This is a genomic window from Gordonia liuliyuniae, from assembly GCF_021739025.1.
GTDB lineage: Bacteria > Actinomycetota > Actinomycetes > Mycobacteriales > Mycobacteriaceae > Gordonia > Gordonia liuliyuniae.
Map to the genome: position 1 here is coordinate 56,349 of NZ_JAKKOT010000008.1, position 14,412 is coordinate 70,760.

The window sequence follows — 14,412 nt, forward strand, 5'->3', positions numbered from 1 at the left end:
CCCAGGTCCCGTAGGCGGCGAAGCCTGCGAGGACTCCGCGCGTGGACTGGGGGACGACGCGTGCGCTCATCGGGCGCGCACGTCGATCCCTGCGTCGGCCAGCGCATCGCGTACGGCGCGCGCATGAGCGAGGGCGCCTGGCGTGTCGCCGTGCAGGCACACCGACGTCGCGTGCACGTCGAGCCGGGTCCCGTCGACGGCGACGATGTGTCCGCTGCGGGCGAGTGTCACGACGCGGTCGGCGATCGTGGCGGAGTCGTGCAGGAGCGCACCCGGTTCGGTGCGCGGCACAAGCGTTCCTCGCGACGTGTAACCGCGGTCGGCGAACGCTTCAGTGATGACCGGGATGTCGGCGGCGATCGCGATACGCGCAACCGTGGAGCCGGGCAGACACATCAACGGCAGTCCGGTGTGGGCGACGGCGTCGACCACGGCGCGCGCCTGCTGTTCGTGACTCACGACGGTGTTGTAGAGCGCCCCGTGCGGCTTCACGTATTCGACTGCGCCACCGACGGATTCGGCGAGCGTCCGCAGCGCCCCCACCTGGTAGAGGACGTCGGCGAGCAGATCGTCCGGCGCGACGTCCATGAACCGTCGACCGAAGCCCGCCACGTCCGGGTAGGAGACCTGCGCCCCGATGCGGACATCCGATGCGACGGCCGCCGCGCAGGCTTCGCGGAGCACGGTCGGTGTGCCCGCGTGGAAACCGCACGCGATGTTCGCGCTGCTGATGAGCGGCATCATCGCGGCGTCGTCCCCGACGCCCTCTCCGAGGTCGGCGTTGAGGTCGATGACGGAGTGCGAGCGCATCCTGTCAAGGGTAGTCTCGCCCGTTTCGAGGTCGGCGACGCCGGTTTCCGTGTCGCCTATAGTGTGGGCGCATGGCAGTGATGGACACGACGGTGACGACCGCCGACGGCGCAGTTCAGGGATACCGCGGCCGCGGCGGGCGCAAGGGAACGATCGCGTGGAAGGGCATCCCGTTCGCGGCGCCGCCGGTCGGTCAGCGTCGATGGCGTGCCCCCGAACCCGTAATGCCGTGGCCAGGGGTCCTCGACTGTGAGGATTACGGGAACGCGCCCGTCCAGGACAAGCTGTTCACCGCCCGCGGCGCCGGCCGCTTCCAGCCGCGCCATGAGGACTGCCTGACGGTCAACGTGTTCACACCCGACTCGGTGTCGTCGACGCCGCGACCGGTGATGGTGTTCAACTACGGCGGCGCATACATCCTCGGCAGCACGTCGACCCCGATCTACGACGGCGCATACCTCGCACGTTCGCGGGACGTGATCGTGGTGACCGTCAACTACCGTGTCGGTCCGCTCGGGTTCCTCGACCTGTCCGACTACTCGACGCCGGAGCGGCGATTCGACTCGAACCTCGGTCTACGCGACATGGTGGCCGGACTCGAGTGGGTGCAACGGAACATCGCCGCGTTCGGCGGCGACCCCGGCCGGGTCACCGTATTCGGGGAGAGTGCGGGCGGGTCGGCGGCGCTCACCCTGCTGTCGACTCCTGCCGCAGCCGGACTGTTCGCCGGCGCGATCTCGCAGAGTCCGGCTCCGGACCTGGTGGTGGACAAAGACAACGCGCGGATCTTCGCCGACGAGTTCGTACGACTGCTCATCGACCCGACGCGTCGTGACGGAGCCGAACGCACCGATCCGCCGATGGATCCCGACGTCGTCGCGCGCGTCGTCGACGCCGCCAGTGGGATGGACCTCGTGCGCACCGGCAACAGACTGCTGGGTTTCGCGCGGGCCGCCGGACTGTCGGATCCGATGCCGTTCGCGCCGACCGTCGACGGCGACTACCTGCCGCAGCGGCCGAACGACGCAGCGCGCGACGGCAATACGCACCAGGTGCCGTTGATGATCGGGCACAACAAGGACGAGGGGGAGTTGTTCGCACGGTTCTGGAACATCCTGCCCGACGGTTCACAGGCGTTGGTCGGCGTCGACGACCCCGAGATCCGCACCGAACTGGAACTGCTCTACCCGGGCACACGAGACCATGTGCGCCTGTCCGCCGACGCGACGTTCTGGATTCCGACCCAGATGTTCGCCGGATACCACAGCGTGCACGCGCCGACCTACGTCTACCGCTACGACTATGCGCCGACCGTGTTGAACGCGACGGGGATCGGCGCGACCCATGCGACCGAACTGTTCGCCGTGTTCGGCATCTACCGTGACCCGATCGGTGCGGGGCTCGCCGCCGCGGGCAGTTGGGGCTCGACCAAGCGGATCACCGCGACGATGCAGTCGCATTGGAGTTGGTTCGCCCGCAAGGGGGTGCCGTCGCCGAGCTGGCCGCGCTACACGGTCGAGGACCGCCGCGTGATGATTCTCGACGATCCGTCGCATGTCGCCGTCGATCCCGACGGTGCGCGGCGTCGCGCGTGGGAGCGCGTGCATCTGGCGGTCAGCGGGTGACTCGTCGGCGACCGGCGCTGCTCGTATCGGTGTGTGCGGCGATACTGCTGGTCGGCGCGTGCAGTTCCGGCGTCGACATCGCCGAACCGACGATCTCGACAACTCTGCCGCAGACCGCCTCGGAGGAGAGTTCCCAGACTCCGACATCCCAGACTCCGACATCCCAGAAGTCAACATCCCAGACTCCGACGCTGCCGCCGCCCTACATCGAGGGTGCGGACTGGGTGGACACCGAAGTCGGGCCGAGCTTGCAGGTCCGGCCGACTCGCAACGGACGGGACGTCTCGGGCGGCACCGCGGGCGACGAAGCGTGGGGCGAGGTCCTCGCGCTGCATCCGGACGCCGACAGGCCGGGCATGCGTGCTCAGTTCGACTGCCATTGGACGTTCGCGCGCCTAGTCGACCCGGAGAAGACGAGTTGGAACCTCGAACCGCGGCGGCCAGTCGTCAGCGAGTCGGAGATGATCTCGACGCGGTGCAACCCGGGTTTTCCGGAAGAGAAGTAGCGCTGATCAGTCCCGGCGTCGCGTCCCGACGAGTCGACAGATCACGTAAACGGCGAACGAGATGGTCGTGACTGCGACCGACACCGGGAGTTCGGGTGCGAGTGACAGGATGAGGCCGCCGACCGCTGCCAGTTCGGCGAACACCACTGACAGCATCAGCACCTTGGTCGGGTCAGCCGTCAGCCGCGCGGCCGCCGCGGCCGGGGTGATCAGCAGGCTCATCACGAGTAGCGCTCCGATGATCTGCACACCCTGTGCCGCCGCGAGACCGACGAGGATCGCGAAGACCACTGACAGGAATCGGGTGGGGACTCCAGCCGTCTCGGCGACTCTGGGGTCGAGGCTGGCGAACAGCAGCGGCCGGTAGATGATCGCGTAGACGACGAGAACGACGGCTGCGGTGACGCCGACGGCGATCAGACCGTCCGTGCCGACACTGACCACCTGGCCGGTCAGCAGGGCGAACCCCTGCCCGACGCGACCGTGCAGCGACAGGAACAAGACGCCGAGGCCGAGCCCGAACGCCATGACGACGCCGATCACCGAATCGCGTTCGCGTGCGCGCTGACCGAGCAGACCGAAGACGGCGGCCGCGAGGACCGCGCCGATCACGCCGCCGATGTTCACCCCGACCCCGGCGAGGAGCGCGGCGGCCGCACCGGTGAACGAGAGTTCGGCTGCGCCGTGCACCGCGAAGCTCATCTGGCGCGCGACGATCATCGGCCCCAGGACGCCGCCGATGAGACCGAGGAGGGCTATCGCAAGCAGCGACTGCTGCACGAACGTGTACGACAGCAGGTGGCCGGTCTCCGAGAACTGGAAGAACTGCCCCATGTTCGCTGCCAGGGGCGTCGAGGTCACGAAGCCGCCTCGTCGGCGTAGCCGTGCTCGACGCAGTGGTGGGAGTCCTCGCCGCCCACCACGACCAGTCGCCCGCCGATGCGGACCACTTCGATCGGGCTGCCGTACAGATCGGACAGGGCCGCCGAGTTCATCACCTCGTCGACGGTCCCGATCCGGAATCTGCCGTCGGCGAGGTAGAGCACGCGGTCGACGAACGGCAGCACGGGGTTCAATTCGTGCGTGACGAACAGGACGGCGGTGCGCGCGCGTCGCCGTCGGGCGTCGAGAAGGTCCACGACCACCTGCTGACTGGTCAGGTCGAGGCTCGCGAGCGGCTCGTCGCACAACAGGATCGACGGGTCGCGCGTCAACGCCTGCGCGATCCGGAGGCGTTGCTGTTCGCCGCCCGACAGCAAGCCGACGGCGGTGTTCGCGTATCGGGTCGCGTCGACTTCGGCGAGCGCCGCGTCGACTCGGGTGCGGCGTGAGCGCAGGCCACGCAGGCCCATGCCCCAGGATCCGCCGTCAGCGCCGAAACCGACGAGGTCGCGGCCGCGCAGCATCATCGTGTCGGAGTCGTCTGCGTGCTGCTGCGGGATGTAGCCGATGCGTCCGTTCGCCGTCACGTCACCTTCGGTGAGCGCAACCTGTCCGAGGACCGAGCGGAGCAACGTCGTCTTCCCAGAACCGTTCGGGCCGAGCACGGCGATGAACTCGCCGGGTGCGACATCCAGATCCAAGTCACGCCACAGGGTCCGAGTGTCGAACGACAGCCCGGACCCGGTGAAGCGCAGTACGGCCTCACTCACGCGTTCAGCGCCTTCTCCAGTTGTGCGATCTGTGCCGACTGCCAGGCCACGTAGCTGTCGGCGCCTTCGGGCAGCGACTCGGTGACCTCGACGACCGGCACGCCGGACGACTTCGCAGTGGCCAGCACCGATTCGGTCGCCGGGTCGACCGACTGCACGTTGTAGAGCAGGGCCGAGACCTGGTGAGCCCGCAACAGATCGTCGAAGGCGGCTCGGTCGGCGGCTGACGGTGACTGGCCCTCTTCGACAGCCGCCGTGAATCCGGCGGGTGCGACATCGGTGATCCCGGCCTCGCTCAGCAGGGTCGTCGCGAGCGGCTCGGTCGCCGCGACCTCCGTGTTCGGGTGGTCGGAACCGAGCTTGGTCATCCGGGCGCGCAGCTGGTCGATCTCGGTACGGAACGCCTTGGCATTCGCGCGGTACTCGTCGGCGTGAGCCGGGGCCACCTCGGCGAGCGCGTCTGCGATGTCGTCGGCGGTGTCGGCGACGACGGGCAGCGTGTAGAACGCGTGCTCGGTGGCATCGTGGTCGTGACCCTCATGGTCCCCGTCCTCGTGTTCGTGCTCGTCGTCGAGGGCGCTGACCTGGTGGCCTTCGGCGTCGGCGGCGATGCGCTCCATGTAGGCGTCGTAGTGGCCGCCGTTCATCACGATCACGTTCGCGTCGAGAACGCGCGCGGCGTCGGCGTTGGTCGGCTCGAACTCGTGGGGATCGCCGTTGGGGGTGTCGAAGAGCGCGGAGACGTCGGCGTTGTCGCCTGCGACCGCGTCGGCGACCGACGCCCACACGCTGGTCGACGCCACCACAACGGGATGGTCGGTGTCCTGCGGTCCGGAATCGTCACCGCAGGCGGCGAGGCCTGCGGTCAGGACTGCGGCCGACGCGAGGGCGGCGGCCAGGCGGAAACGACGTGCAGAAGGCATGCGGTGAGGGCTCCGGATTCAAGGCTGAAATGTAATGACAATCGTTACCGACAATACTAAGGCTCGGACGAATCGTTTGTCGAAGCGATGCGTGAACGTGCATCTGTCACCGTCGCCGATCGCCGTATTCTCCGATGGTTACGCTGGAGGACATGACGGGTCGACACCTCCCGCGGCGGCTGGCACTGATCTCCGTGCACACGTCGCCGCTCGCGCAGCCGGGGACCGGCGACGCCGGCGGACTCAACGTCTACGTGTGGCAGACCGCGACCCGTCTGGCGCGGCGCGGCGTGGAAGTTGAGATCTTCACGCGGGCAACGTCGTCGGCCGACGAACCGAGCGTCGAGGCCGCTCCCGGGGTCACCGTGCGCCACGTGCCGGCCGGACCGTTCGACGGCCTCGACAAACGTGATCTGCCCGGACAGCTGTGCGCGTTCTCGGCCAATGTGCTGCGCGCCGAAGCGGCGCAGGATCCCGGTTACTACGACTTGATCCACTCTCACTACTGGCTGTCCGGTCAAGTCGGCTGGCTGGCCCGCGACCGGTGGGGCGTCCCGCTGGTGCACACTGCGCACACGCTCGCCGCGGTCAAGAACGCGTCGCTCGCGATCGGCGACACCGCGGAACCGATGCTGCGCGTCATCGGTGAGCAGCAGGTGGTCGACGAAGCTGACCGGCTGGTGGTGAACACGGCGACCGAGGGTTCGGAACTGGTCGACCTGTACGGAGCCGATCCGTCGCGGGTGGACGTCGTCGTCCCGGGGGCGGACCTGGACCGGTATTCGCCAGGATCCAAGCTCGCGGCGCGCGCGAAGCTCGGCCTCGACCCCGACGACGTGCTCGTCACATTCGTCGGTCGCATCCAGCCGCTGAAAGCGCCCGACGTGCTCTTGCGGGCCATGGCGCCGTTGATCCACGCCGACCGCACCGGCCGACTGCGGCTCCTCGTCGTCGGCGGACCGTCGGGCAACGGCGCCGGTCTGCCGGAGACACTCATCGAGCTGGCCGCCGAACTCGGCGTGACCGAACGGGTCACGTTCCTGCCGCCCCAGGCGCCCGACGATCTCGCTCAGGTGTACCGGGCGTCCGATCTCGTCTCCGTCCCCAGTTACTCGGAGAGCTTCGGGCTGGTCGCCGTCGAAGCGCAGGCGTGTGGGATCCCCGTGCTGGCCGCCGACGTCGGCGGTCTGTGCGTGGCGGTCGCCGACGGCGTGACCGGACAACTCGTCGCCGGACACGGCATCGCGGAGTGGACCGAGTCGCTGGCGGGTCTGCTCGCGGACCCAGATCGGCTGCGCGCGATGGGGGTGCGGGCCGCGGTACACGCCGAGAAGTTCTCGTGGGAGCACACCACCGATGCGTTGCTGGCCAGCTACGACCGTGCTCTCGTCGGGTACCGCGGGGTCGGCGGGCGCGGAACCGGCCGGTTCGGTCTGCGCCGTCGGCGTGGGCGGACCCGGCTGACGGTGTGAGCATTCCCCGCACTTCGAGTGCAGCGGATCGACGGATGGAGACCATATGACCACGACCGACTACACCGCGACGTTGCGGGCCGCCCTCGACGAATCGGGGATCGACTACGCACGCAAGTCCTCCGGTGGCGCGAAATCCGAGCATCTCGTCGTCGAACTGCCCGGCGAGAAGAAGCTCAAGACGACGGTCCTGCTGACGGCGGGCATGCACGGGGTCCGAGTGGAGGCGTTCGTGTGCCGTCGCGCCGACGAGGAACTCGAAGCGGTCTACCGGTACCTACTCAAGCGCAACCGGCGGCTGTACGGCGTCGCCTACACCATCGACAATGCGGGCGACATCTACCTGGTCGGCCGGATCTCGGCGGACGCAGTCAGCCGCGACGAGATCGACCGCGTGCTCGGGCAAGTCCTGGAAGCCGCCGACGGCGACTTCAATCAGATCCTGGAGATCGGTTTCCTCACGTCGATCAAACGCGAGTGGGCGTGGCGATCCGCGCGCGGCGAGCCCATGAAGAACCTGGAGGCGTTCGCCCACCTGATCGACCCCGATGACCTGCCGGAGATCCCGCCGCTAGCTGAATCGGGCGCACTCGACGACATAGGTGAGCCGTCCGGGGAGTGAACCGCCGACAGTGACAACAGGGATTGGTATGGTCGGGCGGATCTCCTCCACCGACGAAGGACCGCCATGACATTCGCCTCCCCGTTCCCGGCCGTCGACATCCCCGACGTCAGCGTCTACGACTTCCTGTTCGGTTCTCTCGCCGACGACGACCGCGACCGGGCGGCGCTGGTCGACAGTGTCTCCGGAGCCACCACGACCTACGGTCAACTCGTCGCCCAGATCGACGCCGCAGCGGGCGCTCTCGCCGCCCGAGGCGTCGGGGTCGGCGACGTGGTAGCGATCCTGTCGCCGAACATCCCCGCGTTCGCGTCCGTCTTCCACGGCGTCCTGCGGTCCGGAGCGACCGCGACCACGCTGAACGCGCTGTTCACCGCGAACGAGATCACCAAACAGCTGCGGAACTCCGACGCCCGGATGATCATCACGATCTCGCTGATGGCGCCGCAGGCTCTCGAAGCCGCGCGTGCGGTCGGCATCGCCGACGTCGACGTCGTCGTCCTCGACGGTGAGGGGTCTGCGTCGACCGGGCATCCGAACGCCGCAGAACTCCTCGGCGCAGGCCTGTCCGCGCCCGACGTGTCCTTCGACCCGGCGACGCACGTCGCCGCGCTCCCGTACAGCTCCGGCACCACGGGGAACCCGAAAGGGGTCAAGCTCAGTCACCGGAACCTCGTCGCGAATGTGTCCCAGACCGCGCCCATCCAAGGCTTCCGGAGCGACGACGTCGTCCTCGCAGTGCTCCCGTTCTTTCACATTTACGGGATGACGGTGCTGCTCAACGCGGCTCTCAAGGCCCGGGCGACGCTGGTCGTCATGCCGAAGTTCGACCTCGTCGCCTTCCTCGAGAACATCGCGAGCCGGAAGGTGACGTACACCTTCATCGCGCCCCCGATCGCCGTCGCGCTCGCCAAACATCCGATCGTCGACCAGTACGACGTGTCGTCGCTGCACACCATCGTCTCGGGCGCCGCGCCGCTCGACGAGGAACTCGGTGACACCGTCGCCCGGCGGCTGGACCTGCGGATGCTGCAGGGCTTCGGCATGACCGAACTGTCGCCGGTCAGCCACGTGATCCCGTTCGACGGGGGAGAGACGACCATGGGCCGGCCCGCGTCGCTCCAGTCGTGCGGATGGCCGATCCCGAACACTGAGAACCGGATCGTCGACCCGGCCACCGGGGAGGACGTCGATCCGCCAGCCGAAGGCACGTCCGCGCCCGGGGAACTATGGGTGAGCGGACCCAACGTGATGCTCGGATACCTGAACAACGACCAGGCCACCGCCGAGACGATCGTCGACGGCCACTGGCTGCGCACCGGCGACATGGCGACCGTCGACTACGACGGCTGCGTCACCATCGTCGACCGCCTCAAAGAGCTCATCAAGTACAAGGGCTACCAGGTGCCGCCCGCCGAACTCGAAGCGCTGCTGCTGACCCACCCTCAGATCGCCGACGCCGCGGTGATCGGCGTCAACGACGCAGACGGCGAGGAGATCCCGAAGGCGTTCGTCGTCCTGCAGGAGGGTGCGCAGCTCACCGAGGACGAAGTCGTCGCCTTCACCGCCGAACGGGTCGCCCCGTACAAGAAGGTCCGTGCCGTCGAGTTCATCGAAACGGTTCCGAAGTCGGCATCGGGCAAGATCCTGCGCAAGAATCTGCGGGGGTAGTGCGGACCGCAGCTCCTCGGTCATCGACCGCGGGCGCGACCAGGTGCGCCGTTAGCGATATGGGAAACTGACGTACATGAGCAACGGCACCCTGATCCTGATGCGTCACGGCGAGAGCGAATGGAACGCGTCCAACCAGTTCACCGGCTGGGTGGACGTCGCGCTGACCGAGAAAGGCCGCGCCGAAGCGGTCCGCGCGGGCGAACTCCTCACCGAGCACCATCTGCTTCCCGACGTCCTTTACACGTCGCTGTTGCGTCGCGCGATCATCACCGCACAGATCGCACTCGACACCGCAGACCGCCATTGGATCCCGGTGGTGCGCGACTGGCGACTCAACGAACGTCACTACGGTGCACTTCAGGGCCTGAACAAGGCCGAGACCAAGGCAAAGTACGGCGACGAGCAGTTCATGCTGTGGCGCCGCAGCTACGACACGCCTCCGCCCGCGATCGAGGCCGACGCCAAATACAGCCAGGTCGGGGATCCTCGATACGACGGCATCGACGTGCCTCTCACCGAATGCCTGCTCGACGTCGTCAAGCGGTTCATCCCGTACTACACCCAGACGATCGAAGCCGACCTCCGGGCCGGTAAGACCGTGCTGATCGCCGCGCACGGCAACTCGCTGCGCGCCCTGGTCAAGCACCTGGACGGGATCTCCGACGAGGACATCGCCGGGCTGAACATCCCGACCGGCAACCCGCTGCGGTACGACCTCGACGAGGATCTGCGTCCGATCACGCCCGGCGGCGTCTACCTCGATCCAGAGGCGGCCGCGGCGGGCGCCGCGGCCGTCGCCGCGCAGGGCGAGAAGAAGTAGCGACACTCGCCAATTCGCACCCTGAGCGCTTTCCCTGGGTGCGTCCTCCACTCCGGGACAATCGGTGCGTTCGCCTGTGACCTCGGCTACATTGGAAGGCATGGCAGACGCGACGATTTCGGTGACACATCTGGCCGAGCGTGAGCGCTACCGCGCTGACCTCGCAGACGATGATTCGGGTCCGGTCGAGGTCGGGTACATCGACTACACGACCGACGGTGACCATCTCGCCCTCACGCACACCGTCATATACGACCGTTGGGGCGGAAGGGGATTCGCGGCCGAGCTGGTCAAGCAAGTCCTCGACGACATCCGGGCGAACGGGCGAAGCGTCGTCCCGGTCTGCACGTACGTCGCCAGTTACCTGGAGAAGCATCCGGAGTATTCGGACCTCGTCGCGTCGTGACCGGCGCGGCGAGCGCCGATCATCGGGAGTTCATTTGCGTGTAACCAGCATTGCTCCGGCGTGAATGGACGGCGAAGACTGGCTGCCCAAGCTGCGAACTCCAGGCGGTGACCGTAAGATTCCGGGTGTGTCCGAAACCAGCGGGGGTCGCCTGATCGACGGTGCCGCGGCGAATGGGCGGTTCGGTCCGGCGCGAGTCGATGCCGGGCAACTTGACCCGGTCGATGCCACCGACGTGTCCCGCACCCATCTGCTCACGATGATGGTGGCGAAAGCGGAGACCGGGATCGTGATGGTCGACGAATTCCACACCGTCGTGATGTTCAACGACCGGGCCACCGAACTCGGCATGGTGCGCGGCGTCCTCGCGGACGCGATCGCCGAAGGCGTCGCCGAAGTCATGTCGACCGGAGCCGACCGCCGCTTCGACTTCTCGCCGCCGCACTCGACCCTCGGTTTCGTCTCCGCGGGTCGCGCGGTGCCGCGCCCGGTCGACACCGTCCGGTGCGTGGCGAGCCTCGCCGAGGTCAACGGCGAACGCTTCGTACTCGTGTACGGCGACGACGACTCCACCAACCAGCGCGTCGAGGCGACCCGTCGCGACTTCGCCGCCAACGTCTCCCACGAACTGAAGACCCCGCTCGGTGCGATCAGCCTGATGGCCGAAGCGATGCTCGAATCGCGTGACGATCCGAGCGCGGTGGAGCACTTCGGGCGGAGAGTCCTCAAAGAGGCGACTCGAATGGGGTCGCTCGTCAACGAGCTCATCGGACTGTCCAAGCTGCAGGACGGCAGCGTCGCCGACCTCGTCCCCGTCGACGTCGACGCACTCGTCGACGACGCGCTCGCGGGAGCAGGTGTCTCCGCCGAGGTCGCGGAGATCGAACTCGTCGTGGACCAGCCGAGCGCGCTGACCGTGCAAGGGGACCGCACGCTGCTCCTCACCGCACTGAGCAACCTGCTCGTCAATGCGATCAACCACTCGCCGACGGGCGACGTCGTGTCGGTCAGCCGCAAGGAAGCCATCATCGACGACTGTCCGATGGCGTGCATCGCGGTCACCGACCGGGGCATCGGCATCGCGCCCGCAGACCAGCAACGAGTGTTCGAACGGTTCTACCGAGTCGACAAGGCGAGGTCACGTGCCACCGGCGGCACCGGTCTCGGCCTGGCAATCGTCAAGCATGTGGCAGCCAGCCACGGCGGACACATCGGGTTGTGGAGCAAGCCGGGGACCGGCTCCACGTTCAGCCTCTACATACCTATCGATGAAACCCCGGCCTACTCAGAGGAACAGTCGCGTTGACGCATGTACTGATCGTCGAAGACGAAGAATCGCTGGCCGACCCGTTGGCCTTCCTGCTCCGCAAGGAGGGTTTCGAGGCGAGCATCGTCAATGACGGAACGCAGGCACTGCCCGCATTCGATCGCATCAACCCGGACATCGTCTTGCTCGACCTGATGCTCCCCGGAGTGTCCGGAACAGACATCTGCAAGTCCATCCGCGCCAAGTCGACGACGCCGGTCATCATGGTGACCGCGCGCGACAGCGAGATCGACAAGGTGGTCGGGCTCGAACTGGGCGCCGACGACTACGTGACCAAGCCGTACTCGGCTCGTGAACTGATCGCGCGGATCCGGGCGGTGATGCGCCGCGGCGGTGTCGTCGCCGACGACGAGGACGCCGCGATCGGCGTCATCGAAGTAGGGCCGGTCCGCATGGACGTGCAACGGCACACGGTGAGCGTCGGCGGCGCCGAACTGACGCTTCCGCTCAAGGAATTCGACCTCCTCGAATACCTGCTGCGGAACTCCGGCCGCGTCCTGACCCGCAGCCAGCTGATCGACCGCGTGTGGGGTGCCGACTACGTCGGCGACACCAAGACACTCGACGTCCACGTCAAACGCCTGCGGTCCAAGGTCGAGCCGGACTCGTCGCAGCCGCGACACCTGGTGACCGTCCGAGGACTCGGGTACAAATTCGAGGCGTAGCGCGCACCTACATCTGTTCGTACTTCAGATCGGTCTCGCGGCGGGAGGTGGCCGCGGCCGTCGCCGGATGGACGGCGATCAGGCCGAGGCCGTCGCGGCGACGACACGCGTCGGCGAGCACGGCGTAAGCCTGCTCGCCGATCAGTTCGATGAGCTCCGGGCGGTACGACTCGTACACCTGGGTCGCGCCGATGTGCGCGTCCGGCGACCCCGAGCAGTACCAGTCGAGGTCGTGCCCGCCCTCGCCCCACCCTCGCCGATCGAACTCGGTGAGCGTGGTCTTCAAGACCTCGGTCCCGTCGGGGCGGGTCACCCAGTCCTGTTCGCGACGCATCGGCAGCTGCCAGCACACGTCGGGCTTCACCGTCAGCGGTTCGAGGCCCTTGCGCAACGCCATCGAATGCAGCGAACAGCCCTGTCCGGCGGCAAAACCCGGCCTGTTCAAGAAGATGCACGCGCCGTCGTGCAGTCGGGTCTTCAACGCGGGTTCGCCGTCGATGTCCTCGTTCTCCTCCAGATATCCGCCCGGCCCGAGCGGATCGTCGCCTGCCCCCTCGTCATGGAACTGCCAGTCGTCGGGTGTCAGCATGGCGACCCCCGCGGCCAGACGGTCACGATCGTCGTCGTCGGTCAGGTACGCGCCGTGGGTGCAACACCCGTCGGTCGGACGGTCCGCGATGATGCCACGACACGCCGGGGTGCCGAACACGCACGTCCACCGGGACAGCAGCCAGGTGAGGTCGGCGCTCACCAGATGCTCGGGGTCGGCGGGGTCGACGAACTCGTACCATTCCCGCGCGAAATCGAGGTCGACTTCGCGCGCGGGGGACGGTTGCGGCTGCTCTGGTGACACGGGAAATCCTCTCGACACTGCGGGTCCACCGTAGTCGTCAATCGCGTCGTGACTCGCATCGACGTGTATCGCCGAGTAGTTTGAACCGGTGCGACTTGGAGTGCTCGACGTGGGCAGCAACACCGTGCATCTGCTCGTTGTCGACGCGCATCGGGGTGGCCATCCCACTCCGATGAGTTCGACCAAAGCCGTGCTGCGGCTGGCCGAGGAGATCGACGACGCGGGACGGATGCGCGATTCCGGTGCGCAAGCGCTGGTTTCGACAACCGAAGAGTTCACCCGGATCGCGAACTCGTCCGGGTGCGAGCAGATCATGGCGTTTGCGACGTCCGCGGTCCGTGACGCCACTAACTGCGACGACGTGCTCCGCAGCGTGAAGGACGCCTCCGGCCTGGAGATCGAAGTGCTCCACGGCACCGATGAAGCGCGGCTCACCTCGCTCGCCGTCCGACGCTGGTACGGGTGGAGCGCAGGCCGCATTCTCGCTCTCGATATCGGCGGCGGCAGCCTGGAGATGTCGAACGGCGTCGACGAAGAACCCGAGGTCGCGCTGTCGCTACCGCTCGGTGCGGGCAGGCTGACGCGCGAATGGCTGCCGGACGACCCGCCGAGCCGCCGACGAGTCTCCATGCTCCGCGACTGGCTCGACGCCGAGCTGAAGCAGCCCGCGCGCGACCTGCGCGCGGTCGGCAAAGCCGATCTCGCGGTCGGATCGTCGAAGACGTTCCGGTCGCTCGCGCGGCTGACGGGCGCCGCCCCGTCCGGGGCAGGCCCCCGCGTCAAACGCACCTTGACGGTGAGTGGGCTGCGGCAACTCACCGCCTTCATCTCGAGGATGACGACGGCCGACCGAGCCGAACTCGAAGGAGTCAGCGCGGACCGTGCTCCGCAGATCGTCGCGGGCGCATTGGTCGCCGAGGCGGCGATGCGTTCACTGGGAGTCGATACACTCGATATCTGTCCGTGGGCACTACGGGAAGGAGTCATTCTGCGCCGCCTCGATGCCGAGCCCGCAGGCACAATGACGACCAATCCGATCCAGACCGCGGACTGACAG

The 14,412-nt window shown here is 67.6% G+C and carries 15 protein-coding genes; 10 read left to right on the forward strand and 5 right to left on the reverse strand.

From position 1 onward, the window contains the following. Window positions 1-66 precede the first annotated feature (66 nt). On the reverse strand, window positions 67-810 hold the full coding sequence (locus L5G28_RS17515) for a LamB/YcsF family protein (RefSeq protein ID WP_237002652.1): 744 nt from the start codon (window positions 808-810) through the stop codon (window positions 67-69). A gap of 71 nt (window positions 811-881) precedes the next feature. Between L5G28_RS17515 and L5G28_RS17520 the strand changes: the two genes are divergently transcribed. Beyond that, entirely contained in the window at window positions 882-2,435 is a 1,554-nt protein-coding gene (locus L5G28_RS17520) for a carboxylesterase/lipase family protein (protein WP_237002653.1), read from the forward strand. Next, on the forward strand, window positions 2,432-2,941 hold the full coding sequence (locus tag L5G28_RS17525) for a DUF2599 domain-containing protein (protein ID WP_237002654.1): 510 nt from the start codon (window positions 2,432-2,434) through the stop codon (window positions 2,939-2,941). The genes L5G28_RS17520 and L5G28_RS17525 overlap by 4 nt, the downstream gene beginning before the upstream one ends. Window positions 2,942-2,947: 6 nt before the next feature. Here the strand turns inward: L5G28_RS17525 and L5G28_RS17530 are convergent, their stop codons facing one another. The 3 genes from L5G28_RS17530 to L5G28_RS17540 are packed head-to-tail and all read right to left on the reverse strand — an operon-like array spanning window position 2,948 to window position 5,516. Next, window positions 2,948-3,775 (reverse strand): metal ABC transporter permease, encoded by an 828-nt coding sequence (locus L5G28_RS17530; RefSeq protein WP_237002793.1) that lies wholly within the window; start codon window positions 3,773-3,775, stop codon window positions 2,948-2,950. 23 nt (window positions 3,776-3,798) lie between these two features. Continuing rightward, window positions 3,799-4,593 (reverse strand): metal ABC transporter ATP-binding protein, encoded by a 795-nt coding sequence (locus L5G28_RS17535; protein ID WP_236998866.1) that lies wholly within the window; start codon window positions 4,591-4,593, stop codon window positions 3,799-3,801. Continuing rightward, a complete protein-coding gene (locus L5G28_RS17540) occupies window positions 4,590-5,516 on the reverse strand; it encodes a metal ABC transporter solute-binding protein, Zn/Mn family (RefSeq protein WP_237002655.1) in 927 nt (308 codons plus the stop codon). Before L5G28_RS17540 ends, L5G28_RS17535 begins: the two co-directional genes overlap by 4 nt. A 134-nt stretch (window positions 5,517-5,650) precedes the next feature. On the opposite strand from L5G28_RS17540, the gene mshA reads away from it, so the two are divergent. From mshA to L5G28_RS17575, 7 genes are all read left to right on the forward strand, one after another. After that, complete coding sequence (gene mshA / locus L5G28_RS17545) at window positions 5,651-6,988, forward strand: D-inositol-3-phosphate glycosyltransferase (protein ID WP_443669975.1); 1,338 nt, start codon at window positions 5,651-5,653, stop codon at window positions 6,986-6,988. 46 nt (window positions 6,989-7,034) lie between these two features. Then, window positions 7,035-7,610: a type III secretion system chaperone family protein gene (locus L5G28_RS17550; protein ID WP_236998869.1), complete on the forward strand. Its 576-nt coding sequence runs from the start codon at window positions 7,035-7,037 to the stop codon at window positions 7,608-7,610. Window positions 7,611-7,676: 66 nt separating this feature from the next. Next, entirely contained in the window at window positions 7,677-9,281 is a 1,605-nt protein-coding gene (locus L5G28_RS17555) for an AMP-binding protein (protein WP_237002657.1), read from the forward strand. A 76-nt stretch (window positions 9,282-9,357) separates the two neighbouring features. Beyond that, window positions 9,358-10,104: a phosphoglyceromutase gene (locus tag L5G28_RS17560; RefSeq protein WP_237002658.1), complete on the forward strand. Its 747-nt coding sequence runs from the start codon at window positions 9,358-9,360 to the stop codon at window positions 10,102-10,104. Between the two features lie 100 nt (window positions 10,105-10,204). Next, entirely contained in the window at window positions 10,205-10,510 is a 306-nt protein-coding gene (locus L5G28_RS17565) for a GNAT family N-acetyltransferase (protein WP_236998873.1), read from the forward strand. Between the two features lie 127 nt (window positions 10,511-10,637). Continuing rightward, window positions 10,638-11,816 (forward strand): sensor histidine kinase, encoded by a 1,179-nt coding sequence (locus L5G28_RS17570; RefSeq protein ID WP_237002659.1) that lies wholly within the window; start codon window positions 10,638-10,640, stop codon window positions 11,814-11,816. Continuing rightward, complete coding sequence (locus tag L5G28_RS17575) at window positions 11,813-12,502, forward strand: winged helix-turn-helix domain-containing protein (RefSeq protein ID WP_236998875.1); 690 nt, start codon at window positions 11,813-11,815, stop codon at window positions 12,500-12,502. Before L5G28_RS17570 ends, L5G28_RS17575 begins: the two co-directional genes overlap by 4 nt. A gap of 7 nt (window positions 12,503-12,509) precedes the next feature. Here the strand turns inward: L5G28_RS17575 and L5G28_RS17580 are convergent, their stop codons facing one another. Next, window positions 12,510-13,355, reverse strand: a complete 846-nt coding sequence (locus L5G28_RS17580) for a DUF3109 family protein (protein ID WP_237002660.1) — start codon at window positions 13,353-13,355, stop codon at window positions 12,510-12,512. A gap of 88 nt (window positions 13,356-13,443) precedes the next feature. On the opposite strand from L5G28_RS17580, the gene L5G28_RS17585 reads away from it, so the two are divergent. Then, window positions 13,444-14,409: a Ppx/GppA family phosphatase gene (locus L5G28_RS17585; protein WP_237002661.1), complete on the forward strand. Its 966-nt coding sequence runs from the start codon at window positions 13,444-13,446 to the stop codon at window positions 14,407-14,409. Window positions 14,410-14,412 lie beyond the last annotated feature (3 nt).